The sequence below is a fragment of the Mycobacterium haemophilum DSM 44634 genome (assembly GCF_000340435.2).
GTDB classification, from domain to species: Bacteria; Actinomycetota; Actinomycetes; order Mycobacteriales; family Mycobacteriaceae; genus Mycobacterium; species Mycobacterium haemophilum.
Window position 1 is genome coordinate 833688 of record NZ_CP011883.2, and the last position, 25056, is coordinate 858743.

The following is a 25056-nucleotide window of genomic DNA, read 5'->3' on the forward strand; positions in this document are numbered from 1 at the left end:
CGCGGTGCTGCCTACCGTCGTCGCACGGTGGGAGGGCCGACATGACTCACGGGTTGCCAACGGCGTTCGCGACTGCGGACATTGAGGTTGCCGCGCCGCCGGAGCTGCCGCGGTCGACATCGTCTGGCCTGCTGGTGCGCTTGCTGCCGATCGTGGCATCGGTTACCGCCTTGGTCGTCATGGTGATTGCTAGCTGCTCGGGATCGGCTGTTGCCCGCAACCCCACGTTTCTGGCATTCCCAACGATGATGCTGGTTTCGGTGGCGATGACGGCGGCAGCCAGGCACGGCCGTCGTCGCAGCGCCCGGATCGACGCCGACCGCGCCGAATACCTCGGTTATCTGAGTTGCCTGCGCAGCACCATCACCGAAACCGCGGTAGCACAACGTGCATCACTGATCCGGGCGCATCCGGATCCCGACACGCTGTGGACATTGATCGGCGGTCCACGGATGTGGGAACGACGACCGGCCGATTCGCAATTCTGCCTCGTTCGGGTTGGCGTTGGGCCCCAGCCGCTGGCCACCCGCTTGGTGGCCCCGCCGGACCGTCCGGCGCAACGGTCGGATCCGGTCACCGCCACGGCGCTGCGTCGCTTCCTGCGCACCCACTCGATGGTGGCGGACGCGCCGATCGCGATCGGATTGCGTGATAGTAGTACGAGGCTGACGATCGATGGTGATCCGACTGCGGTGCGCGGACTGCTGCGCGCGATGATCTGCCAGCTGGCGGTGTTGCACGCTCCGGATCAGGTGCTGATCGTCGGCGTGACCGGTGACCGCAATCGAGCGCACTGGGATTGGCTGAAGTGGTTGCCGCACAACCAGCATCCGGGCGCCGCCGATGCGCTCGGCGCTGCCCGCATGGTGTATTCGAGTCTGGCGGAAGCGCAGCGCGCGCTGACCGGTATGCGATGGCCACACATTGTGGTGATCGTCGACCTCGATCAGCACGCCGATGTTGCCGCCGGGGGCGCTATCGAGGGTGTGACCACTCTGCAGGTCGGAGTCGGGTGCAGCGGTACACCGTTGACGATCAGGCCCGCTGAGGCGGCGACAGCCTTGGTGCATCCGGACCGGATGGATTCCGTGGACGCACTGGTGTGCGCGCGCCGGTTGGCCGGGTGTCGGGTCGGGGAAGCAGGCGCGGCTCTCGAGTGTGATCGCGGCTCAGGTTGGCCAGCTCTGGTCGGGATCGGCGATGCCTCCTGTTTTGATCCGATCACACTGTGGCGCAGTCAAAACCATCGTGATCGGCTCTGTGTCCCCATCGGAACCACGGCCGACGGTGCGCCGCTCGAACTGGATATCAAAGAGCCCGCCGAGAACGGTATCGGCCCGCACGGACTCTGTGTCGGCGCTACCGGTTCCGGCAAGTCGGAGCTGCTGCGCAGCGTCGCACTGGGCATGATGGCGCGCAACTCTCCGGAGGTGCTCAACCTGCTGCTGATCGACTTCAAAGGCGGTGCAACATTTCTCGACTTTGCGCCGATGCCACACGTGGCCGCGGTCATCACCAACCTCGCCGAGGAGGCGCCGCTGGTTGCTCGGATGCGAGATGCGCTGGCCGGTGAGATGAACCGTCGGCAACAGCTGCTGCGGGCGGCGGGCAACCTAGTCAGCGTCGCGGCGTACCAGCAGGCGCGCCGAGCAGGCGCGCACTTTGCCGCCCTGCCGACCTTGTTCATCATCGTCGACGAGTTTTCCGAACTGCTCAGCCAGCATCCCGATTTCGCGGACATGTTCGTGGCAATCGGCCGGCTGGGCCGTTCGCTGGGTATGCACCTGCTGCTGACCAGTCAGCGGCTGGACGAGGGCCGGCTGCGTGGACTGGAAGCCCACCTCTCCTATCGGATATGCCTGAAAACGTTGTCCGCCAGCGAATCACGGACCGTTCTGGGAACGCTCGACGCATATGAGTTACCGAACACACCGGGTGCGGCCTGGCTGCGGTCCGCGACCGGGGAGTTGATCCGCTTCCAGACCGCATTCGTTTCGGCGCCGCTCTTGCAGGACACGTCAGCTCGAGTGACGATCGTGGCGGGCGAGCCGATCGTCCGGCCGTTCACCACCTACGCAGCCGGACCAGTGACCCAAGGTGTCCGTGCCGCGGCGGCGCAGACGCCGGCCCGCACCGTCGTGCGGGCGATCTTGGATCGGTTGTCAGGACAGGGACCGCCCGCGCACCAAGTCTGGCTGCCGCCGCTGCAGGCGGCGCCCCAGCTGGACATTCTGGTGCGCGAGGCGGGATGCGCGCCCGCAAGCTTGGTTGTACCCATCGGTATCGTGGACCGCCCCTACGAGCAGTCCCGGACACCGCTGATAGTCGATCTCTCCGGGGCGGCAGGCAATGTCGTGGTGGTCGGTGCGCCACAATCGGGCAAGTCGACGGCACTGCGCACCCTGATCACGGCGTTGGCCGCGACTCATGATCCCGGTCAGGTGCAGTTCTACTGTCTGGACTTCGGCGGCGGCGCCTTGGCTTCGCTAGCTGCATTGCCACATGCGGGCGCGATCGCCGGCAGGGCCGAGCGGCAGCTCATCAGGCGCATGGTCGCCGAGGTGGAGTCGGTCGTCAGGTCCCGGGAGGCATTCTTCCGCGAGCACCACGTCGAGTCGATCGCCCACTACCGTCAGTTGCGTGCGTCACTAGACACCGATCCGTTCGGCGACGTGTTTCTCGTCGTCGATGGTTGGTCAGGCCTACGCCACGAGTTCGAGGCGCTCGAGGAGTCGATCACCGCGCTTGCGGTCCAAGGTCTTTCGTTCGGCGTGCATGTGGTGCTGTCGGCGTCGCGCTGGGCAGACATCAGACCGTCGCTGAAGGATCAGATCGGCACCCGTATCGAGTTGCGGCTGGGCGATCCCGCGGATTCGGAAGTGGACCGCAGGCAGGCGCAGCAGGTACCTCGCGACCGCCCGGGCCGCGGTCTGTCCGGGGAGGGACTGCACATGGTGCTCGCCCTGCCTGCGCTGCACGGGGTCGAGCTACGGCGCCGCCCTGGTGAATCAGGGGCGCCACCGATCCCGTTACTGCCTAGCCACGTGGACTACGACACCGCCCTACGTCGGGAGGGTGATGAACCCGGCGCGGGTATCCTGCTCGGCCTCGAGGAACGCCGACTGCAGCCGGTGGCACTCGATTTCGAGCATTATCCGCATTTGTTGGTCCTCGGTGACAACGAGTGCGGAAAGACCGCCACACTGCGGACCCTGTGCCGCGAGATCATCCGGACGACGACCGCCGAGCAAGCCGAGTTGCTGATCGTCGACTTTCGGCGCGCCCTGCTCGGTGTCGTCGAGTCGGAACACCTTCGCGGTTACGCCATGTCGCCGGCAGCGCTGGGTGCGTTGCTGCCCGGTGTTCTCGACGTGCTGCAGCGGCGGATGCCGCCGCCGCACGCAAGCCAGGCGCAGTTGCGTTCAAGATCGTGGTGGTCCGGGCCGCATATCTATATCGTGGTCGACGATTATGACCTGGTCGCCACCCCGACCGGAAACCTGCTCACGCCGATGCTGGAATACTTGCCGCACGCAAGAGATCTCGGCCTACATCTCATCGTGGCACGGCGTAGTGGGGGTGCCGCGCGGGCTCTGTTCGAGCCGTTGCTTGCGGGCCTGCGTGACCTCGGCTGCATGGGACTGATGATGAGCGGGCGTCCGGATGAGGGCGCGCTGTTCGGCTCCGGCCGCCCCGCGCCGCTGCCACCTGGCCGTGGCATGCTGGTCACTCGTACCGGTGACGAGCAGCTTGTCCAGGTGGCCTGGAGCCCACCGTGAGCGCGCACCGCACAATCATCGATGTTGGTCCCGGAACTATTCGCCGGTTATGTTGTGACGTAAGCCATTTAGCTGACAGCGAGCTGCCGGAGATGATGACGGCGGTGCTGGATTCGATCGACGACCAGGTGGCGCTGGTGAGCGGGCGTCCAGTCGCTGTCGATGCGCTGTGGCGCATGGTGCTGCGGTCACTGGACTGTGGATGCCGCGACGGCATGGTCGTGGTGCATCCATCGTGGTGGTCGGCGTCGCGGGTCGGTGTGGTTACCACGGCGGCGCGGGCATTGACCGGTGAAGCCGATGACGTCGTGGCATGGCGGCGGTCGTGGCTGCTGACGCAGGCATCGTCGGATATCGCAATGTACACGCCGCCGCAGCAGCCGGTCCTAAAGATTGTCGTGGAGATCGCGGACCGGTTGGTGGCGATCGCCGGCGTCGAGGTCGTTGCGGTACCCCGCAGGGCGGAGCCGCACCGGGTCGCCGAGGAGGTTGCTGGCGTGATCGCCGGGATGACGCGGGACACCACGGCGGTCGTGCTGATCGATGCGCCGGGCGCGGTGGCCGGGGCGTCGGCGCTCGCGACGTTGATCGCCAGCGCCGTGCGGGACGGCGGTACTGGCCACCCGGTGCTGCAAATCGATGACGCGCGGCTAGCGCGGCTGGCGAGGACCGCGGTGTCCTCGCTGTCCGTTCCCGGCGGGCACGAGCCGCGGCCCGCCGGTAACGCTGGTGGTGCTCGATCCCGCGACTGGGTGACCGCCAAGCGCGTGCTGGTCGGCGTCGCGTTGGCCGCGGCGGCGCCAGTTGTGGCGGTAGCGGGCCGTCTCGGCGAGCTACCCCGGGCGGACGCGCCGACGACATTTCTGCTGGAAGGCCGGGTAGCGCTGACGGTTCCCGCGAACTGGCGAACGCAGCGGGTGGTCGGCGGGCCCGGTTCGGCGCGGGTACAGGTCACGTCGCCGCTTGATCCCGAGGTGGCATTGCATGTCACACAATCGCCGGTGGCCGGTGAGACGCTCAGCGGCACCGCTGACCGGTTGAAACGTGCTATCGATGCCGAGCCGGTTGGGACGTTTATCGACTTCAACCCGTCCGGAATCAGTGCCGGCCGGCCCGCGGTGACCTACCGCGAAGTGCGCGCCGGGCACCACGTGCGGTGGACGGTAGTGCTTGACGGGGCGGTGCGGATCAGCATCGGATGCCAGAGCCGGCCCGGCGGTGAGGACGCCCTGCGTGAGGTGTGTGACCAGGCGGTGCGCTCCGCTCACGCGGTGGGATGAGCCGAGCCGGGGACATCGGATGGAACCGAACGGGTATCGACGTGGTCGTACTTGATATGAGTGCCAGCACATCGAGCACATTGACCACCGACTTTGATTTGATGCGCTCAGTCGCAGCCACGACAGACAGCCGAAATGAAGAAATCCGGGCGATGCTGCAGACATTCATCGGCCGGATGAGCAGTGTGCCGCCGTCGGTGTGGGGTGGGCTTGCGGCCGTGCGTTTCAAGGACGTGGTGGATCGCTGGAACGCCGAGTCGATACGGCTTTATCACGTCCTGCACACCATCGCCGAAACCATTCGGCACAACGAGGCCGCGCTGCACGAAGCCGCCCAAAACCATGCACACCACGTCGCCGCCGCCGGCGGAAACCTGTGATTGGGAGAGATCGCCCGTGGATCCGGTGTTGTCCTACAGCTTCGGCGAAATCGAATACTCCATTCGCCAGGAAATCCACAGCACCTCGGCTCGTTTCAACGCCGCGCTGGAGGAACTGAGATCACACATCGCGCCGCTGCAGCAGCGTTGGACTCGTGCAGCGGCGGCCGCTTACCAGGTTGAGCAGCTCAAGTGGCACCAGGCGGCCACCGCGCTCAACGAGATCCTGGTCGACCTGGGTAACGCGGTACGCGACGGCGCGGAGGAGGTGGCCAACACCGACCGTCGGGCCGCCGGCGTCTGGGCACGGTAGCCGCGCCCACCAGACCTGTGTGGTCCCGACGGGGGAGAGCCGTCGGGACCACACAGTCCATTTTGACCTGCGGGGATGCTCGTCGGTAAGCTCCTCCGTTGGCGTGCGGGTACACGGGGCCTCGGGTCAATGTCGGTCGCCGAGACCAACCCCGCCGGGCACGCCTGACCGGCACCCGGGTCACACCGGGATCCAGGAACCGGGTGGAACCCGATACGAGAGAGGTAAGCGCTGTGCCTACATACGCGCCCAAGGCGGGTGACACCACGCGGTCGTGGTATGTCATCGACGCCACGGACGTGGTGCTTGGCCGCCTTGCCGTTGCAGCGGCCAACCTGCTGCGCGGCAAGCACAAGCCCACGTTTGCTCCCCATGTCGATGGCGGTGACTTCGTCATCGTGATCAACGCTGACAAGGTCGCCATCAGCGGCGACAAACTGCGGCACAAGATGGCTTACCGCCACTCGGGGTATCCCGGCGGCTTGCGCAAACGCGCTATCGGCGAGCTGATGCAAAAGCACCCCGACCGCGTCGTCGAGAAAGCCATCGTCGGCATGCTGCCCAAGAACAAGCTCAGCCGCCAGATCCAGCGCAAGCTTCGCGTCTACGCCGGGCCAGAGCATCCACATACCGCTCAGCAACCGGTTCCATTCGAGATTAAGCAGGTGGCGCAGTGACCGAGACCAGTGAAGCCGTGGAGATTGCGGTGGAAACGCCAGCGGCCACGCGCAGTGAATCGTTCGTGTTCGAGCGGCCCATCCAGACCGTCGGCCGCCGCAAAGAGGCCGTTGTGCGGGTGCGGCTGGTGCCCGGCACGGGCAAGTTCGATCTCAACGGTCGCAGCCTGGAGGACTACTTCCCGAACAAGGTGCACCAGCAGCTCATCAAGGCACCGCTGGTCACCGTTGAGCGGACCGAGAGCTTCGACATCTTCGCTCTTCTGCACGGCGGCGGCCCCTCGGGTCAGGCCGGGGCGCTCCGCCTGGGCATCGCCCGAGCATTGATCCTGGCGTCACCGGAGGACCGGCCCGCCTTGAAGAAGGCCGGTTTCCTCACCCGTGATCCACGCGCGACCGAGCGCAAGAAGTACGGCCTGAAGAAGGCCCGTAAGGCGCCGCAGTACAGCAAGCGCTGATCGGCGATCACTTTCTGGCCGCGAGCCTGCCTCTCTATCGATGCGTCGGCGTGTCGCCGGTTTGATTTGCAGGTTCGCGGCCAAAAGTGGGTATGTGCATGGCCGTTCAACTGTGAGAGGTTTGTCCGCATGGGTCGACTATTCGGCACCGACGGTGTTCGCGGAGTGGCCAATCGTGAGCTGACCCCTGAGCTGGCGCTGGCGCTGGGTGCGGCGGCGGCACGACGGTTGGCGAGCTCGGGCGCACCGGGTCGCCGGGTTGCCGTGATTGGTCGCGATCCGCGGGCCAGCGGCGAGATGCTCGAGGCCGCTGTCATCGCCGGCCTGACCAGTGAGGGTGTCGACGCACTGCGGGTCGGGGTGCTCCCGACACCTGCGGTGGCGTATCTGACCGGTGCCTACGACGCCGACTTCGGGGTGATGATCTCGGCGTCCCACAACCCGATGCCCGACAACGGCATCAAGATCTTCGGGCCGGGTGGCCACAAATTGGACGACGACACCGAGGACCAGATCGAAGACCTGGTTGCCGGCGGGCCTGGGTTGCGTCCGGCCGGCGTGGCGATCGGTCGCGTCATCGACGCCGAGGATGCGGCGGAACGTTACTTACGCCACGTGGGCAAAGCCAGCACCATCCGGCTCGACGGCTTGACGGTGGTGGTCGACTGTGCCCATGGCGCGGCCTCGTCGGCGGCACCGCGCGCGTATCGCGCCGCCGGTGCCCGGGTCATCGCAATCAACGCCGATCCCAACGGCATCAACATCAACGACCGCTGTGGATCGACGGACCTGGAGTCGTTGCGCTCAGCGGTGCTGGCCCACCACGCCGACCTAGGCCTGGCGCACGACGGAGATGCCGACCGCTGCCTTGCCGTCGATGCCAACGGTGATCTCGTCGACGGCGACGCCATCATGGTGGTGCTGGCGCTGGCGATGCAAGAAGCCGGCGAACTGTCGTCCAACACGCTGGTGACCACGGTGATGAGCAACCTGGGGCTGCACCTGGCCATGCGTTCGGTCGGCGTCACCGTGCGGACCACCGGCGTCGGCGACCGTTACGTCCTGGAGGAGTTGCGCGCCGGCGATTTCAGTCTCGGCGGCGAGCAATCCGGTCACATCGTGATGCCCGCATTGGGGTCCACCGGCGACGGCATCGTCACCGGGCTGCGATTGATGACCCGCATGGTGCAGACCGGCTCGTCGCTGGCTGCCCTCGCGTCGGCGATGCGGGCGTTGCCGCAGGTGCTCATCAACGTTGAGGTCGCGGACAAGGTCACCGCTGCCGCTGCGCCCTCGGTGCAGACGGCGGTCGAGACGGCCGAGGCCGAATTGGGGGATGCAGGTCGAATCCTGTTGCGTCCCTCAGGAACTGAGCCGATGATCCGGGTCATGGTGGAAGCGGCCGAAGAGGAGGTCGCGCACCGAGTGGCGACGCGAGTCGCCGCAGCGGTGAGCGCTCAAGGTTAACCGCTCCGATGCTGGAACCCCGACGCGATGTCGGGCGTCGGATTAGGTATGAGACCTGTTGCTGATACCAGTATTGACGTTGCGGCGGTACAGGCGGTCGCCGACCGGCTGAGCGCTGCGGCCGACCTCATCGACGGTGTCATCGCCGATCACCTGGCCAGGCTGGCTTTTGGCGGCGCCAGCGCCGGCCGAGCGCACACCGCCCGCGGCGAGGCAGTGCGCGCTGGACTGGACCGGCTGGCGGCGCAGTTATCGCAGTGGTCACGTGCGGCCGTCGAGATCGGTGTCGCGTTGCGGGCCGGCGCGGGCCGCTACGCCGCCGCTGACCGATATGCCGCGGCGCGGATCGCCTGACTCGTGGCCGAGCGGTTAGACGTCACCGAGCGCCTCGCTGAAGGCAGCTCCGCCGTCGAGCACACGCAACGATACGTGCGGGCCTGCCAGATGCTTGGCTACCAACAGCCCGACCTGACGTCGCGCCCCTTCCAGATCCGCGACTGGTACGACAGTGAAGATGGCCTTGACCTTCGAGCGCTCGATCGTGACTGTGCGGAGCTGCGCGCGGCGGGCATCGCGGTCACCGACGTGCTGCGGATGCAGCATGCCCTGGTTGCGGAGCTGGCGGCGGCGTGGACGGGGCCGGGATCCGACTCCGCAGTCCGGTTTCTGCAGGCCCATTGCGACGCCGGAAACACGGTGGCCACCGAGGTCCGCGCGGCTGCCCAGCGGTGCGAGTCGCTGCGCGACAACCTGTGGTATCTGCTCGATTCGAAGGTCGCCACGGCCATCGCCGTCGACGATCGCACGCTCGCGCTGCGGCCGGCATGGTTGGCCGCGGCCGACGCGGTCACGATCGGGGTAGCGGATCGGTCGATGGCTGATGAGCTGGTTCATCAACAGATAAAACCTTACGTGGACAACGATATTCGCAACGATTGGCTGACCGTGATGCGCTCGACGCTGACCGGTGTCGCGGCGTCCTACGATATGGTTACCGACAGGCTGGCCGCCGCGCCGCCCGCGTACTTCGAGATTCCCGGTGACCTCGGGCCGGGATGGGAACCGGTCCCGCCAGCTCCGGCGAGCGCACCGACTACGGCAGCGGTGCTTCCGCCCGCCGCCTTTCCGGCGCTCCCGCCGGATGCCGCGCCGGCCTTGACCCCCGCCACCACTGGGGCAGACAGTCCGGCAAGTTCCGGAACTTTCGGTGGCCCGAGCAACCTTGGCGGGCTTGGCGGACTTGCCAGTCGGATCGTCGAAGCGATGGGTGATCTGCTGGGTTCGGCGGCTGAACAGCTGTCCGATCCGTCGGTGCTTGACGATCGGTTGGGCGAGTCGCCCTTCGCCTCTGACGACGATGCCACCGACGACGATGCCACCGACGACGATGCCACCGACGACGATGCTGGTGACAACCCCGATGCCAGGGCCGAAGAAGGCGAACAGACGGCCGAGGCGGACAAGGTCGATGAGCCTTTGCCCGTCGAGGAGTCCCCGCCGGGCGGTGTGCCACCACAGGTCAACGAGCCCCTAGAGGCACCATCGGTTGACGCGCCGCCGCCGGTCGCCACGCCGCCGCCGGTCGCCACGCCGCCGCCGGTCGCCGCGCCGCCGCCGGTCGCCGCGCCGCCGTCAAACGGCTCGACGCCCCCGCCGTCCGGCAGATCAACTCCATGCGAGATCGCCGCGGACGAGCTTCCGCAGGCAGGACAGTGACGGGTCAGGCAGGCCGTAGCTGTAGGAGTTGCTCGACGTAGCGCACGGACTCGGCGGGGTCTGCCGCCATCGGGCTCACCAATAGCGTGGTGACACCGGCCTCGGTGAAGGCGGCCAAGCGTTCGGCGATGAATCCGCGTGGGCCGACCAGCGAGATCCCGCGCACCAACTCGTCGGGCACCGCGTCGATGGCCTCATGCTTGCGGCCGCTCAGATACAACTCCTGGATCCGGTCCGCGACCGCGCCGAACCCGTAGCGGGTTGCCAGGTTGTGGTAGAAGTTGCGGCCCTTGGCGCCCATCCCGCCGATGTACAGGGCCAGTTGCGGCTTGGTCCAGGTCAGCCGATCATCGACGCTGTCGCCGATGGCCAACGACGCATGCACCATGACGTCCAGCGGCCCCAGTGCGGGATCCCGCTTGGCAGCGCCGGCCGTCAGCGCCTCACCCCAGACCGACTCGGCCTTCTCCGGGTAGAAGAAGACCGGCTGCCAGCCCTCGGCGATCTCGGCGGTAAGCTCAACGTTTTTCGGCCCCAGCGCCGCGATCGTGATCGGAATGCGCTCGCGCACAGGGTGATTGATGAGCTGCAGCGCTTTGCCTAAGCCTGCTCCACGGTCCGCGGGTAGTGGGATCTGATAATGCTTGCCGGCGTATTGCAGCCGGTCTCGGCGCCACACCTGCCGACAGATTTCCACGACTTCGCGGGTGCGGCCCAGCGGTGCATCGAACTCGACGCCGTGAAACCCCTCCATCACCTGCGGTCCGGACGTGCCGATCCCGAGACGGAATCGGCCATCGGACACGAAATCCAGACCGGCGGCAGTCATGGCCAGCAACGACGGCGTGCGGGTGTAGATAGGAAACACCCCCGACGCCAATTCCACGGTCGTTGTTTTGGCGGCCAAGTAGCCCAGCTGGCTCACGGCGTCGAAGGAATACGCCTCGGCCACTACCGCGACATCGATGCCGGCCTTTTCGAGTTCGACGATGCGGTCGACGGCTTGGTGAAACCCACCCGAGTAATCCAGCGCAATCCCGATTCGCAGCCTATTTCGCACCAACGACAGATACCACCAGGACAGCGGCCCGTCGCCGTGGGGCCGGGTTACTTCAGCAGCGCGACGATCTTCTGTTCGGGGGTCACCGGTGGCGCCTCAGGGTCCACCGGGACCGTCTGGGGCAGGTGCACGACTGGGTCGGCGAAGGCGCGATAGTCTTTGTCGCCGCCAAGCGCATAGAGTAGGTAACCGGTCAGCAGCGACCGAACCGCTTTTTGCGTCGCGCGATGCGGGCCGGCCAGCCCGACGGCCTTCGTCAGGCGCCGCCCCTCCACCAGACCGCCGGCTTTGGCTTTGCTGACGATACGCAGGGTGGCCCCATCCCAAGCGCGGGACAGCGATAGAGCGTTTGAATTCAACGTCTTCGAGTCTCCTGGCGCGGTCAAGATCAATCCCGGGACCTTGCACGTCGCGGCCGGCTGTTCGGGCGCTGGACTTGTGACTGTCGGGAAAATCGCCACCGCGGATTTGGCCCGCAGGCCGGCCAAGCCCGACAGCCCGGCCGCGGCGAACACGGCGGCCGACCCGCCGAAGCCGTGTCCCACCAGGCCGAGCTTGGCGGGGTGCACGCTGATATTGCCGGACCCCAGCCGCACACCTGCCACGATGTCGAGTGCCGAACCGAGATCGAAGGCCAGGTTGAGCACCGAGGGCGCGAGACCCCGTTGGGTGTCGGGAGCGCCGGCCACGATGCCCCATGACGCCAGATGTTCCAGCAGACCCGCGTAACGGGCGGCACCGGTAAGCCAGTCGTGACCAAATGCGATGCCGGGAAGATTCAGACCGGCATCCGGGGTGTACAGCACCCCTGGCAAACCGGCAAAGGACAAGTCGCCACGTAAAACCCGGTGCGGGCCACGGCGGCTGAGGGCTGCGGCGAGCTTGCGGGTGTGGGCCACCCGTCGACGGTAGCGCACCCGCCAGCCCTGTGCACCGGTCCACCGCAACGGCTGCACTACCCTGATTAGGTATGTGTGGAATTGTCGGCTACGTCGGGCAGCGCCCTGCCTGCGAGGTCGTCATGGACGCGCTGCGCAGGATGGAGTACCGCGGCTACGACTCGTCAGGAATCGCGCTGATCGACGGCAGTGCCAAATCGGGCAAGCTGACTGTTCGTCGTCGTGCCGGTCGGCTTTCCAATTTGGAGTCGGCGTTGGCGGAGATGGTCCCGGCGTCGCTGGCCGGCACCGTCGGCCTCGGCCATACCCGGTGGGCCACCCATGGTCGCCCCACCGACCGTAACGCGCACCCGCACCGCGATGCCACCGGCAAGATCGCCGTTGTCCACAACGGCATCATCGAGAACTTCGCCTCCCTTCGCCATGAGCTGGAGACCGCCGGCGTGGAGTTCGCCAGCGACACCGACACCGAGGTGGCCGTGCATCTGGTGGCGCAGGCGTATCGCGACGGCGAGACGGCCGGTGATTTCGCCGGCTCCGTGCTGGCGGTGCTGCGCCGGCTGCAGGGCCACTTCACCCTGGTGTTCGCCAACGCCGACGAGCCCGGCACCATTGTGGCCGCGCGCCGCTCCACCCCGCTGGTGCTCGGGATCGGCGACGGGGAGATGTTCGTCGGCTCCGACGTGGCCGCGTTTATCGAACACACCCGGGATGCGGTCGAACTGGGCCAGGACCAGGCCGTGGTGATCACCGCAGACGGCTACCGGATCAGCGACTTCGACGGCAACCCTGATCTGGGGGCCGCCGCTCAACACCGCACATTTCACATTGACTGGGACCTGGCCGCCGCCGAAAAGGGCGGCTACGAGTACTTCATGCTCAAGGAGATCGCCGAGCAGCCCGACGCGGTAGCCGACACGCTGCTCGGGCATTTCGACGGCGGCCGGATCGTGCTCGACGAACAGCGGTTGAGCGACCAGGAACTCCGCGAGATCGACAAGGTGTTTGTGGTCGCCTGCGGTACCGCGTATCACTCCGGGCTGTTGGCGAAATACACCATCGAGCACTGGACGCGGCTGCCCGTCGAGGTGGAGCTGGCCAGCGAATTTCGCTACCGGGACCCCGTGCTGGACCGCAGCACGCTGGTGGTGGCCATTTCGCAATCCGGTGAAACCGCCGACACCCTAGAAGCGGTCCGGCACGCCAAGGAGCAGAAGGCCAAGGTGCTGGCGATCTGCAACACCAACGGCTCCCAAATCCCACGCGAGTGCGACGCGGTGCTGTACACCCGCGCCGGCCCGGAGATCGGCGTCGCCTCAACGAAAACCTTCCTGGCCCAGGTCGCCGCGAACTACCTCCTGGGGCTGGCGTTGGCGCAGGCCCGCGGCACCAAGTACCCCGACGAGGTGCAGCGCGAATACCGGGAGCTGGAAGCGATGCCCGAGCTGGTGGCCCGGGTGATCGCGGGAACAGGGCCGGTGGCCGATTTGGCCTACCGGTTCGCTCAGTCGACGACCGTGCTATTCCTGGGTCGCCATGTCGGGTACCCGGTGGCGCTGGAAGGTGCGTTGAAACTCAAGGAATTGGCCTACATGCACGCCGAGGGGTTCGCCGCCGGCGAACTCAAACACGGCCCCATCGCGTTGATCGAAGACAACCTGCCGGTCATCGTCGTCATGCCGTCGCCCAAGGGGTCGGCAACGCTGCATGCCAAGCTGCTGAGCAATATCCGGGAAATCCAGACCCGCGGCGCGGTGACCATTGTGATCGCCGAGGAAGGCGACGACACGGTGCGTCCCTACGCCGATCACCTGATCGAACTCCCCGCGGTGTCAACGCTGTTGCAGCCGCTGCTGTCGACCATCCCGCTGCAGGTGTTCGCCGCGTCGGTGGCGCAGGCCCGCGGCTACGACGTCGACAAGCCGCGAAATCTGGCCAAGTCCGTCACCGTTGAGTAAACGGCGCTCGTGGGCGGTCGTGGTGTTGCGATTTATCGGCAGCGCACCGTTGACGTATTCATGGCTGGCCGTGCTGCTGGTCACGACGATCATTGCGCACCATCTCGATAGGCGGCAGTGGCATGCCATCGTCGTCGCCGGCTCAACCAACATCGCGCACTTGGCCAAGGATCCGTTGGAAGTCCTGATTGACAGCTTGCTGTGGATCGACGGCCGATACTGGACGCCCTACCTTGTACTGTTCACCCTGTTTCTGGCGCCGGCCGAGCGATGGCTTGGCCAGCTGCGGTGGATCACTGTGGGATTGACTGCGCACGTTGGCGCTACCTATATCAGCGAAGGCTTGCTCAAGCTGGCGATCGATTCTCGTGATGCGCCCGAGAAACTGATGCACGCCGCCGATATTGGAGTCAGTTACTTTCTCGTCGGGGTGATGGGGATGCTGACGTATCACATCGTGACACCGTGGCGATGGGGCTATCTCGTGATCGTGCTCGTCATCTTTGGTTTCCCGCTCACCCGGATCGACCCTAAAGACTTGAACTTCACCGCGATCGGTCATTTCAGTTCGATCCTCATCGGCCTGTGCTGCTATGCGCTGGCCCGAGATCGCCAGGGCCGATCAATTGATCCGGCGCGCGTGCCCAGATTGCTACGTCGACGCGGCAGCCGCGACGCTTCGGCCTGACCGCTAAGTCCGGCGGCTGCACCCCCGTCCCTGACCGCGCACGGCGCGAGCATGGAATCCTGATGTTGATGCGGCATTACTACTCCGTAGCGGCGATTCGCGACGCCGAGGCACCGCTGCTGGCCAGCCTGCCCGACGGTGTGTTGATGAAGCGCGCGGCCTACGGGTTGGCCAACGTGATCATCCGTGAGCTGGCCGCCCGCACCGGCGGGGTTACCGGCCGCCGGGTATGCGCGGTCGTCGGCTCGGGCGACAACGGCGGCGATGCCTTGTGGGCGGCGACCTTCCTGCGCCGCCGCGGCGCGGCGGCCGACGCGGTGCTGCTCAACCCGGACCGCACCCATCGCAAGGCGCTGGCGGCGTTCCGGAAAGCTGGTGGGCGTGTCTTGGAAAACACGGAAAATGTATCGGCAGCAACCGATCTCGTTATCGACGGAGTGGTGGGCATCTCCGGCTCGGGGCCGCTGCGACCGGCGGCCGCCGAGGTGTTTGCGACTGTCGCGGCCGCGGGGATCCCGGTAGTCGCCGTCGACATCCCCAGCGGCATTGACGTGGTGACCGGCGCAATCAGCGGCCCCGCTGTGCACGCCGCGCTGACCGTCACCTTTGGCGGGCTCAAGCCCGTGCACGCGCTCGCCGACTGCGGCGACGTCACGTTGGTTGATATCGGGCTCGACCTGCCGGACACCGACATCCTGGGCTTGCAGGCCGCCGACGTGGCCGCGCGCTGGCCGGTGCCCGGCGCCCGCGACGACAAATACACCCAAGGCGTGACCGGTGTGCTGGCCGGCTCGTCGACCTATCCGGGTGCGGCCGTGCTGTGCACCGGTGCGGCGGTCGCGGCCACCTCCGGCATGGTCCGCTACGCCGGCAGCGCGGATACCCAGGTGCTCGCGGCGTGGCCTGAGGTGATCGCGTCGCCCACCCCGGCGGCGGCCGGGCGGGTGCAATCCTGGGTCGTCGGGCCGGGGCTGGGCACCTCGGATGCTGAAGCCGCCGCGGCGCTGTGGTTTGCGTTGGACACCGACTTGCCGGTGCTCGTCGATGCCGATGGACTGACCATGCTGGCTGCCCACCCCGACCTGGTGACCAAGCGCGCTGAAAGGGGAGTGCCGACGGTGCTGACCCCGCACGCCGGCGAATTCGCCCGACTGGCCGGGACCCCTCCGGGCGATGACCGGGTCGGCGCGTGCCGCAAGCTAGCCGACGCGTTCGGTGCCACCGTGCTACTGAAGGGCAACGTCACCGTCATCGCCGACCCCGGCGGCCCGGTGTATCTGAATCCGGCCGGCCAGTCCTGGGCGGCTACCGCCGGGTCTGGTGACGTGCTGTCCGGCATGATCGGTGCGCTGCTGGCCGCGGGGCTGCCGGCGGCCGAGGCCGCCGCCGCCGCCGCCTTCGTACATACGCGCGCGGCAGCGCTGTCGGCCGCTGACCCAGGGCCTGGTGACGCGCCGACGTCGGCGTCCCGCATGGTGCGGCACATCCGAGCCGCCCTGGCGGCCTTATAGCAGCAACGGTCAAACGAAAGGATCCGTCGTGTCTCGCAGTCACCCGTCTGTCCCCGCGCACTCGATCGCTCCTGCCTACACCGGCCGCATGTTCACGGCGCCGGTACCCGCCCTGCGGCTGCCCGAAGAATCGATGGATCCGGAGGCGGCGTACCGCTTTATCCACGACGAGCTGATGCTTGACGGCAGTTCCCGGCTCAACCTGGCCACTTTTGTCACCACCTGGATGGATCCCGAGGCCGGGAAACTGATGGCCGAGACGTTCGACAAAAACATGATCGACAAGGACGAATACCCAGCGACCGCGGCCATCGAGCAGCGCTGCGTCTGCATGGTGGCCGACCTCTTTCACGCCGAGGGGCTCAGCGACGACGACCCGTCCAGCGCCTGCGGGGTGTCCACTATCGGCTCCAGCGAGGCGGTGATGCTGGGCGGCCTGGCCATGAAATGGCGCTGGCGGCAAAAGGTTGGTTCCGGAAAAGTGGGGGCCTGGCAGCATCGCACCCCCAATCTGGTGATGGGCTCCAACGTCCAGGTGGTCTGGGAGAAGTTCTGTCGTTACTTCGATGTCGAGCCCCGCTATCTGCCGATGGAGGAAGGGCGCTACGTCATCACCCCCGAGCAGGTCATCGAGGCCGTCGACGAGGACACCATCGGTGTGGTGGCCATCCTGGGCACCACCTACACCGGTGAACTCGAACCCATCGCGGAGATCTGCGCGGCGCTGGACAAGCTGGCAGCCGACAGTGGCTTGGACGTTCCGGTGCACGTCGACGCCGCTAGCGGGGGCTTCGTGGTGCCGTTCTTGCACCCGGAGCTGAAGTGGGATTTCCGGTTGCCCCGAGTGGTGTCGATCAACGTCAGTGGCCACAAATATGGGCTCACCTACCCCGGTGTGGGATTTGTGGTCTGGCGCAGCAACGAATATTTGCCCGAAGACCTGGTCTTTCGGGTCAACTACCTGGGCGGCGATATGCCGACGGTCACATTGAACTTTTCCCGCCCGGGCAACCAGGTGGTCGGCCAGTACTACAACTTCCTACGGCTGGGCCGCGACGGCTACCGCAAAGTCATGCAGGCCTTGTCGCTGACGGCGCGGTGGCTGGGTCAGCAGCTACGCGACGGCGACCATTGTGAGCTGATCTCGGACGGGTCGGCCATCCCGGTGGTTAGCTTCCGGCTCGCCAGAGACCGCGGGTACACCGAGTTCGATCTCTCCCATGAGCTGCGGACCTTCGGTTGGCAGGTGCCGGCCTACACCATGCCCGACAACGCCACCCACATCTCGGTGCTGCGCATCGTGGTGCGCGAAGGGCTCTCGGCCGACCTGGCCCGCGCGCTGCACGACGACGCCCGCACCGCGTTGACCTCCCTGGACAAGCTCAAGCCCGGCGGACACTATCGCGCCGAGCACTTCGCGCACTGAGGGACAATGGTCGGCGTGGCTGTGACACCGATATCCCTGAGGCCGGGCGTGCTGGCCGAGGCTGTGGTGGACCTGGGAGCTATTGACCACAACGTGCGAGTGCTGCGCGAGCACGCCGGCAGCGCACAGCTGATGGTTGTCCTTAAGGCCGACGCCTATGGCCATGGGGCCACTCAGGTCGCGCTCGCCGCCTTGGCGGCCGGTGCGGCCGAGCTGGGTGTGGCCACCGTCGACGAAGCGCTGGCATTGCGCGCGGACGGCATCAGCGCACCGGTGCTGGCCTGGCTGCATCCACCCGGGACCGACTTCGGGCCTGCGCTGGCCGCCGACGTGCAGATCGCGGTGTCTTCGGTGCGCCAGCTCGACGAGGTGCTGGATGCGGTGCGTCGGACCGGCCGTACGGCGACGGTGACCGTCAAGGCCGACACCGGGCTGAACCGCAACGGCGTCGCGCCCGACCAATACCCGGCGATGCTGACCGCGTTGCAGCGGGCTGTCGCCGAGGACGCCGTCCGGCTGCGCGGGTTGATGTCGCATCTGGCTTACGCTGACCAGCCCGACAATCCCAGCAATGACGTTCAGGGCAGGCGGTTCGCCGCCTTGCTCGCCCAGGCGCGCCAGCAGGGGGTGCGGTTCGAGGTGGCGCACCTGTCGAATTCATCGGCCACGATGTCTCGTCCCGACCTGGCCTACGACCTGGTCCGGCCCGGCATCGCGGTGTACGGCCTGAGTCCGGTGCCTGCTCTCGGTGATATGGGACTAATACCCGCGATGACGGTGAAATGCGCTGTCGCGCTGGTGAAGTCGATTCGCGCTGGCGAGGGCGTGTCGTACGGACACGCTTGGATTGCGCAGCGTGACACCAATGTAGCGCTGCTGCCGATCGGATACGCGGATGGCGTGTTCCGGTCGCTGGGCGGGCGGCTGGACGTGCTGATCAACGGCAAGCGTCGGCCTGGCGTCGGACGGATCTGTATGGACCAGTTCGTCGTCGACCTGGGCCCGGGGCCGATCGATGTAGCCGAAGGCGACGAGGCCATCTTGTTCGGACCCGGCGCCAGCGGCGAACCCACCGCGCAAGATTGGGCCGATCTGCTTGGCACCATCCACTATGAAGTGGTCACCAGTCCACGCGGGCGGATCACCAGAACGTACCGCGAGGCTCACACCGTTGACAGGTGACCAAACCCGTAGGCGTCGGAACGGCCGGGCTTGGCTTGCGGGCGGCGCCGGGCTGACCGCGGTCGCCGCCATCGTCGGAGCCTCGGCGCGCCGATCGATATCTGAACGCGCCACTGCCCGCGAAGATCCTTATGTCGATGAGGATTTCGAGAGGTTCGACGATGACCGTCGCTATCTGGTGACCACTCCCGACGGAGTGGCGCTGGCGGTGCGCGAGGCCGGACCGGTGGACGCGCCGGTGACCATGGTCTTCGCCCATGGCTTCTGTTTGCATATGGGCGCCTTCCACTTTCAGCGGACGCGGCTCGGCGAGCGATGGGGACCACGGGTGCGCATGGTCTTCTATGATCACCGCGGGCACGGCCAGTCCAGCGAAGCCGCGCCCGCGACCTACACGCTGACCCAACTGGGCCAGGACCTGCACACGGTGCTGCAGACGGTGGCGCCGCACGGGGTGATCGTGTTGGTCGGCCATTCGATGGGCGGCATGGCGGTGTTGTCGCATGCTCGGCAGTTCCCCGAGCAGTACGGGCGCCGGATTGTCGGCGCCGCCTTGATTTCCGCTGCTGCAGAGGGGGTAACGCGATCCCCGCTGGGCGAGATCCTGAAAAACCCTGCGCTGGAATCGGTTCGGCTCACTGCCCGGTCGGCGCCCAAGCTAATGCACCGCGGCCGCGTCGCGTCACGATCATTGATTGGTCCGATTCTGCGGGCCGCGTCCTACAGCGATCTGCGGGTCAGTCGCAGCCTAGACGCGTTCTCCCAGCAGATGATGACCGACACCCCGATCGCCACCCTGGTGGGTTTTCTGCGGGCCCTGGAAACCCACGACGAAACCGCTGGCCTGTGGCCGTTGCTGCGGATCCCGACCCTGATCGCCTGCGGTGACCACGACCTGCTGACCCCGGACGAGTGCTCTCAGAAGATGGCGGCCTCGTTGCCGCTGTCGGAGCTGGTCATTGTCACTGGGGCCAGTCATTTAGCGCTGCTGGACAAGCCCGATGCCATCAACGACGGGCTGGTCCGGCTGGTTGACCGGGCTATTCCGGGCAAGACGGCGTTGCGGTTCCGGCGATTCCGGGAACGGTTGCAGCGCCATGGTTGAGCACGATGGCGGCGACCCGCTGCGCCCGGCTTCGCCGCGCTTGCGATCGCCGCAACACAGCTTGGGATCAGGAACAGCCATCTGCGAACGCGTCGAGGACACCGTTGCGCTGGGGTCCCGGCTGGGGGAACAGTTACGCGCGGGTGATGTGGTGGTGCTTTCCGGTCCGCTGGGTGCCGGAAAAACGGTGCTGGCCAAGGGCATTGCCACGGCGATGGATGTCGACGGTCCGGTCACCTCGCCGACCTACGTGTTGGCGCGGGTGCACCCGCCGCGACGGCCCGGCACCCCGGCGATGATTCACGTCGATGTCTACCGGCTGTTGGACCACCGCGCTGCCGATTTGCTGGGTGAGCTTGACTCGCTGGATCTTGACACCGATCTTGCCGAAGCGGTGGTGGTGGTGGAGTGGGGTGCGGGCCTGGCCGAACGTCTGGCCGCGCGACACCTCGACATCCGTCTGGAACGGGTCAGCCACTCCGACGTGCGGATCGCGACCTGGCAGTGGGGCCCATGAGCCGCATCTTGGCCTTGGATACCTCCACCCCGGCGGTGACGGCCGGAATCGTGCGCCTTGACGGCTCAGAATGCGCGGTGCTGGCCGAGCGGGTCACGGTCGACGCCCGGGCGCACGCCGAACGGCTGACTCCCAACGTGCTGGCGGCGCTCGCCGATGCCGAGTTGGCGATGCGCGAGCTCGATGCCGTGGTGGTGGGCTGCGGTCCCGGCCCGTTCACCGGTCTGCGCGTCGGTATGGCGACCGCCGCCGCCTACGGGCATGCGCTGGGTATCCCGGTGCATGGGGTGTGCAGTCTGGACGCCATTGGGGTGCGAACCACCGGTGACACGCTGGTGGTCACCGACGCGCGCCGCCGCGAGGTCTATTGGGCTCGCTATCGCGACGGAGTTCGCACCGGCCGACCCGCAGTTAATGCCCCGGCGGATGTCGATCCCGGGGCGGCGCGGGCGGTGGCTGGCTCGCCTGAGCACGCGGCGCTGTTTGACCTGCCGCGGTGCGAACCGGTCTACCCGACGCCGGCTGGGCTGGTGCGCGCGGTGACGATGCGGGCCGGGACGGCCGGGGGAGGAGCCGCGCTACCCGCCTCAGCGGTGCCCGACTGGTCGGTGTCACCGACCCCACTGGTGGCGTTGTATTTACGTCGACCGGATGCCAAGCCCTTGGCCCGCGCCGGCGACGATGCAGAGCGTAGCGATGGGAAGGAGCGGCGCCAATGACCCGCGCCGGCGACGATGCAGAGCGTAGCGATGGGAAGGAGCGGCGCCAATGACCCGCGCCGGCGAGCCCATCACCATCGGTGCGCTGACGCCCGCCGACGTCGACCGGTGTGCCGAGCTGGAAAGCCAGCTCTTCGATGGCGACGACCCATGGCCGGCGGCAGCGTTCGACCGCGAACTGGCCAGCTCGTCCAACCGTTACGTGGGCGCACGCGCCGCCGGCACGCTCGTCGGTTATGCCGGCATCACCCGCTTGGGCCGCACCCCGCCGTTCGAGTACGAAGTGCACACCATCGCCGTGGACCCGGCATACCAGGGACGCGGCATCGGCCGTCGGCTGCTGGGCGAACTGCTGGACTTCGCCGGTGGCGGTGCGACCTACCTGGAGGTCCGCACCGACAACGAGGCCGCCATCGCGTTATATCGCAGTGTGGGATTCGAACAGATCAGGCTGCGCCCCCGCTATTACCGAGCCAGCGGCGCCGACGCCTACCTCATGCGGCGGGGAGCGCAATGACGGTTTCTGCTGTGCCTGGCACGATCATCTTGGCCATCGAAACCTCGTGCGATGAAACCGGTGTCGGCATTGCCCGCCTCGATGCCGACGGCACCGTGACATTGTTGGCGGACGAGGTGGCTTCCAGCGTCGACGAGCACGCCCGATTCGGCGGCGTGGTGCCCGAGATTGCCTCACGGGCGCATCTTGAGGCGCTCGGTCCCACCATGCGCCGCGCGCTCGCGGCTGCGGGCCTGACCGGTTCGGCGCGGCCAGACGTTGTCGCCGCCACGATCGGGCCCGGGCTGGCCGGCGCTTTGTTGGTGGGAGTGGCTGCAGCCAAAGCGTATTCGGCTGCCTGGGGAGTGCCGTTCTACGCCGTGAACCACCTGGGCGGGCACTTGGCCGCCGACGTCTACGAGCATGGACCGCTGCCCGAGTGTGTGGCGCTGCTGGTGTCTGGAGGTCATACCCACCTGTTGCATGTGCGTTCACTCGGGGCGCCCATCGTCGAGCTGGGCAGCACCGTCGACGATGCCGCCGGGGAGGCGTACGACAAGGTGGCGCGCCTACTGGGCTTGGGCTATCCAGGCGGCAAGGTGCTCGACGACCTGGCTCGCACCTGCGGCCGGGAGGCCGCAGAGATCCCCGTGTTCCCGCGCGGCATGACCGGGCCGGCCGACGACCCGAACACGTTCAGCTTCTCGGGGCTCAAAACCGCCGTCGCGCGGTATGTCGAGAGTCATCCCGACGCGCTGACGGCCGATGTCGCCGCCGGGTTTCAAGAGGCCGTCGCCGATGTGTTGACCATGAAGGCGGTGCGTGCGGCGACAAGGCTCGGCGTTTCGACTCTGCTGATCGCCGGGGGAGTGGCCGCGAATTCGCGGCTGCGAGAGCTGGCCGCGCAGCGCTGCGCGGCGGCGGGGCTGACGCTGCGGATCCCCAGGCCTCGGCTTTGCACCGACAACGGGGCGATGATCGCCGCGTTCGCCGCGCAGCTGCTAGCTGCGGCCGCGCCGCCGTCACCGCTGGATGTGCCCAGCGACCCGGGTCTCCCGGTGGTGAAAGGGCAGGTTAGGTGAGCTAGACACGCCAACAGCCAGGAAGCAGTGGGCCGGCCTTGAGTGCTAGCACTCGCGTGTATAGAGTGCTAGGTGGCAATCGGCCAAACCCCTGTGTCGGCACCCGCGACGACGACGCGAGGGCGCGGAAGGCTGCCAAATCACCTGGTAATTCGGACGGTTCGGGGCCAGCCCCGGACCGACCGGCAACTCCGGTCCGGGCGACAAGTCCCGGACTCTGATCTAACTAACTGGAGGGCTCCAATCGTGGCGAAGGTGAAGATCAAGCCACTCGAGGACAAGATTCTCGTGCAGGCCAGCGAGGCCGAGACCACGACCGCGTCCGGTCTGGTCATTCCTGACACCGCCAAGGAGAAGCCGCAGGAAGGCACCGTTGTCGCAGTCGGCCCCGGCCGGTGGGACGAGGACGGCGCGAAGCGGATCCCGGTGGACGTGTCGGAGGGTGACACCGTCATCTACAGCAAGTACGGCGGCACCGAGATCAAGTACAACGGCGAGGAATACCTGATCCTGTCGGCACGCGACGTGCTGGCTGTCGTATCCAAGTAACGAACCGTGTTCCGCCCCGGCGATCCCCGTGATCAACCACGGGTGATTTCCGGGGCGGCATGCGTTTATACCCGGATTGGCCCGGCTGGAGGAACCTGATGAGCAAGCTGATTGAGTACGACGAAACCGCGCGTCGTGCCATGGAGGTGGGCATGAACAAGCTCGCCGACACGGTGCGGGTAACACTTGGGCCGCGCGGCCGACATGTGGTGCTGGCCAAGGCATTCGGCGGGCCCACCATCACCAACGACGGCGTCACCGTCGCGCGTGAGATCGACCTAGAGGACCCGTTCGAGAACCTGGGCGCCCAGCTGGTGAAGTCGGTGGCCACCAAAACCAACGACGTCGCTGGTGACGGCACCACCACCGCGACCGTGTTGGCGCAGGCGCTGGTCAAGGGCGGCCTGCGCATGGTCGCCGCCGGTGTCAACCCGATCGCCCTGGGTGCAGGCATCAGCAAGGCCGCCGACGCGGTGTCCGAGGCACTGCTGGCGGCGGCCACCCCGGTGGCCGGCAAGGACGCCATCGCGCAGGTCGCGACGGTCTCCTCGCGCGACGAGCAGATCGGTGCGCTGGTCGGCGAGGGAATGAACAAGGTCGGTGTCGACGGTGTCGTCAGCGTCGAAGAATCGTCGACGCTGAACACCGAGCTGGAGTTCACCGAGGGCGTCGGCTTCGACAAAGGTTTCCTGTCGGCGTATTTCGTGACCGACTTCGACTCGCAGCGGGCCGTGCTCGACGATCCGCTGATCCTGCTGCACCAGGAGAAGATCAGCTCGCTGCCTGACCTGCTGCCGATGCTCGAGAAGGTCGCCGAATCAGGCAAGCCGCTGCTGATCGTTGCCGAAGACATCGAGGGCGAGGCATTGGCGACTTTGGTCGTCAACTCGATCCGCAAGACGCTCAAGGCCGTCGCGGTCAAGTCGCCGTTCTTCGGCGACCGGCGCAAGGCCTTCCTCGAGGATCTGGCGATCGTGACGGGCGGCCAGGTGGTCAACCCCGACGCTGGCCTGGTGCTGCGCGAGGTGGGCACCGACGTGCTGGGCTCGGCCCGCCGCGTGGTGGTCACCAAGGACGACACGATCATCGTCGACGGCGGCGGCTCCAACGACGCCGTGGCCAAGCGGGTCAAGCAGCTGCGGGCCGAGATCGAGGCCAGCGACTCGGAATGGGATCGCGAAAAGCTGCAGGAGCGCGTGGCCAAGCTAGCCGGTGGCGTGGCCGTCATCAAGGTGGGGGCCGCCACCGAGACGGCGCTGAAGGAGCGCAAGGAAAGCGTCGAGGACGCCGTCGCGGCCGCGAAGGCGGCCCTCGAGGAGGGCATCATCGCGGGCGGCGGATCGGCGCTCATCCAGTCCGGCGCGGTGCTCAAGCAGTTGCGTGCGTCGCTGACCGGGGACGAAGCCCTCGGCGTCGACGTCTTTTCCGACGCGCTCAAGGCACCGCTGTACTGGATTGCCACCAACGCCGGGTTGGACGGCGCGGTGGTGGTCGACAAGGTCAGCGGGCTGCCCGCCGGGCATGGACTGAATGCCAGCACGTTGAGCTACGGCGACTTGGCCGCCGATGGTGTCGTCGACCCGGTCAAGGTCACCAGGTCAGCGGTGCTCAACGCGGCCTCGGTGGCGCGGATGGTGCTCACCACCGAGACCGCGGTGGTGGACAAGCCCGCCAAGGCGGAAGAGCGCGACCACCACGGCCACGCGCACTAATCAGCGCGTACTCCCAGGAAAGACCCCCGGTCTGCGGATACCGGGGGTCTTTCTGTTGACGCGTGCGGTGTCCCGGCCGTGT

At 67.0% G+C, this 25056-nt stretch carries 23 protein-coding genes; 21 read left to right on the plus strand and 2 right to left on the minus strand.

The features are described 5' to 3' along the window. Window positions 1–41 precede the first annotated feature (41 nt). The 9 genes from eccCa to B586_RS04070 all read left to right on the plus strand — a co-directional run bounded on the left by eccCa (window position 42) and on the right by B586_RS04070 (window position 10070). Complete coding sequence (gene eccCa / locus B586_RS04030; protein WP_054880626.1) at window positions 42–3779, plus strand: type VII secretion protein EccCa; 3738 nt, start codon at window positions 42–44, stop codon at window positions 3777–3779. Continuing rightward, the gene (locus B586_RS04035) at window positions 3776–5059 is read left to right on the plus strand and encodes a type VII secretion-associated protein (protein WP_054880625.1); all 1284 of its coding nucleotides are present in this window, start codon (window positions 3776–3778) and stop codon (window positions 5057–5059) included. Before eccCa ends, B586_RS04035 begins: the two co-directional genes overlap by 4 nt. A gap of 56 nt (window positions 5060–5115) precedes the next feature. After that, complete coding sequence (locus B586_RS04040; protein WP_054880624.1) at window positions 5116–5439, plus strand: WXG100 family type VII secretion target; 324 nt, start codon at window positions 5116–5118, stop codon at window positions 5437–5439. Further along, window positions 5402–5752 carry a WXG100 family type VII secretion target gene (locus tag B586_RS04045; RefSeq protein ID WP_156406704.1) on the plus strand — a complete coding sequence of 117 codons (351 nt, stop codon included), beginning with the start codon at window positions 5402–5404 and terminating at the stop codon, window positions 5750–5752. Before B586_RS04040 ends, B586_RS04045 begins: the two co-directional genes overlap by 38 nt. Window positions 5753–5985: 233 nt before the next feature. After that, window positions 5986–6429: a 50S ribosomal protein L13 gene (gene rplM, locus B586_RS04050; RefSeq protein WP_047315554.1), complete on the plus strand. Its 444-nt coding sequence runs from the start codon at window positions 5986–5988 to the stop codon at window positions 6427–6429. Continuing rightward, on the plus strand, window positions 6426–6887 hold the full coding sequence (gene rpsI, locus B586_RS04055; RefSeq protein ID WP_052915694.1) for a 30S ribosomal protein S9: 462 nt from the start codon (window positions 6426–6428) through the stop codon (window positions 6885–6887). Before rplM ends, rpsI begins: the two co-directional genes overlap by 4 nt. A gap of 129 nt (window positions 6888–7016) precedes the next feature. Then, window positions 7017–8354 (plus strand): phosphoglucosamine mutase, encoded by a 1338-nt coding sequence (gene glmM / locus B586_RS04060; protein WP_054880623.1) that lies wholly within the window; start codon window positions 7017–7019, stop codon window positions 8352–8354. Between the two features lie 48 nt (window positions 8355–8402). Further along, a complete protein-coding gene (locus B586_RS04065; RefSeq protein ID WP_047315552.1) occupies window positions 8403–8708 on the plus strand; it encodes a DUF7162 family protein in 306 nt (101 codons plus the stop codon). Between the two features lie 3 nt (window positions 8709–8711). Beyond that, window positions 8712–10070, plus strand: a complete 1359-nt coding sequence (locus tag B586_RS04070; protein ID WP_054880622.1) for a hypothetical protein — start codon at window positions 8712–8714, stop codon at window positions 10068–10070. A gap of 4 nt (window positions 10071–10074) precedes the next feature. On the opposite strand, the gene B586_RS04075 is transcribed toward B586_RS04070, so the two are convergent. Both B586_RS04075 and B586_RS04080 read right to left on the minus strand, forming a co-directional pair. After that, window positions 10075–11118: an LLM class F420-dependent oxidoreductase gene (locus B586_RS04075; protein WP_054881081.1), complete on the minus strand. Its 1044-nt coding sequence runs from the start codon at window positions 11116–11118 to the stop codon at window positions 10075–10077. 59 nt (window positions 11119–11177) lie between these two features. After that, window positions 11178–12029 carry a dienelactone hydrolase family protein gene (locus tag B586_RS04080; protein WP_054881080.1) on the minus strand — a complete coding sequence of 284 codons (852 nt, stop codon included), beginning with the start codon at window positions 12027–12029 and terminating at the stop codon, window positions 11178–11180. 71 nt (window positions 12030–12100) lie between these two features. Here B586_RS04080 and glmS point away from each other — a divergent pair, with 71 nt between their 5' ends. The 12 genes from glmS to groL all read left to right on the plus strand — a co-directional run bounded on the left by glmS (window position 12101) and on the right by groL (window position 24974). Then, window positions 12101–13987 carry a glutamine--fructose-6-phosphate transaminase (isomerizing) gene (glmS, locus tag B586_RS04085; protein ID WP_047315550.1) on the plus strand — a complete coding sequence of 629 codons (1887 nt, stop codon included), beginning with the start codon at window positions 12101–12103 and terminating at the stop codon, window positions 13985–13987. After that, a complete protein-coding gene (locus B586_RS04090; protein WP_231584642.1) occupies window positions 13980–14675 on the plus strand; it encodes a rhomboid-like protein in 696 nt (231 codons plus the stop codon). The genes glmS and B586_RS04090 overlap by 8 nt, the downstream gene beginning before the upstream one ends. A 68-nt stretch (window positions 14676–14743) precedes the next feature. Continuing rightward, window positions 14744–16186, plus strand: coding sequence for a bifunctional ADP-dependent NAD(P)H-hydrate dehydratase/NAD(P)H-hydrate epimerase (locus B586_RS04095; RefSeq protein ID WP_047315614.1), 1443 nt, complete (start codon window positions 14744–14746; stop codon window positions 16184–16186). A 28-nt stretch (window positions 16187–16214) separates the two neighbouring features. Next, window positions 16215–17612, plus strand: coding sequence for a glutamate decarboxylase (locus tag B586_RS04100; RefSeq protein ID WP_047315548.1), 1398 nt, complete (start codon window positions 16215–16217; stop codon window positions 17610–17612). 15 nt (window positions 17613–17627) lie between these two features. After that, window positions 17628–18794, plus strand: a complete 1167-nt coding sequence (gene alr / locus B586_RS04105; protein WP_156406705.1) for an alanine racemase — start codon at window positions 17628–17630, stop codon at window positions 18792–18794. Further along, window positions 18784–19899, plus strand: coding sequence for an alpha/beta fold hydrolase (locus B586_RS04110; protein ID WP_054880620.1), 1116 nt, complete (start codon window positions 18784–18786; stop codon window positions 19897–19899). The genes alr and B586_RS04110 overlap by 11 nt, the downstream gene beginning before the upstream one ends. Further along, window positions 19892–20416: a tRNA (adenosine(37)-N6)-threonylcarbamoyltransferase complex ATPase subunit type 1 TsaE gene (tsaE, locus tag B586_RS04115; RefSeq protein WP_054880619.1), complete on the plus strand. Its 525-nt coding sequence runs from the start codon at window positions 19892–19894 to the stop codon at window positions 20414–20416. Before B586_RS04110 ends, tsaE begins: the two co-directional genes overlap by 8 nt. Further along, on the plus strand, window positions 20413–21135 hold the full coding sequence (gene tsaB, locus B586_RS04120; RefSeq protein ID WP_054880618.1) for a tRNA (adenosine(37)-N6)-threonylcarbamoyltransferase complex dimerization subunit type 1 TsaB: 723 nt from the start codon (window positions 20413–20415) through the stop codon (window positions 21133–21135). The genes tsaE and tsaB overlap by 4 nt, the downstream gene beginning before the upstream one ends. 49 nt (window positions 21136–21184) lie before the next feature. Beyond that, on the plus strand, window positions 21185–21652 hold the full coding sequence (rimI, locus tag B586_RS04125; RefSeq protein ID WP_054880617.1) for a ribosomal protein S18-alanine N-acetyltransferase: 468 nt from the start codon (window positions 21185–21187) through the stop codon (window positions 21650–21652). Next, complete coding sequence (gene tsaD, locus B586_RS04130) at window positions 21649–22713, plus strand: tRNA (adenosine(37)-N6)-threonylcarbamoyltransferase complex transferase subunit TsaD (RefSeq protein ID WP_047315542.1); 1065 nt, start codon at window positions 21649–21651, stop codon at window positions 22711–22713. Before rimI ends, tsaD begins: the two co-directional genes overlap by 4 nt. A 246-nt stretch (window positions 22714–22959) precedes the next feature. Then, the gene (gene groES / locus B586_RS04135) at window positions 22960–23262 is read left to right on the plus strand and encodes a co-chaperone GroES (protein WP_047315541.1); all 303 of its coding nucleotides are present in this window, start codon (window positions 22960–22962) and stop codon (window positions 23260–23262) included. Between the two features lie 98 nt (window positions 23263–23360). Beyond that, window positions 23361–24974 (plus strand): chaperonin GroEL, encoded by a 1614-nt coding sequence (gene groL / locus B586_RS04140; protein ID WP_047315540.1) that lies wholly within the window; start codon window positions 23361–23363, stop codon window positions 24972–24974. The last annotated feature ends 82 nt before the right edge of the window (window positions 24975–25056 follow it).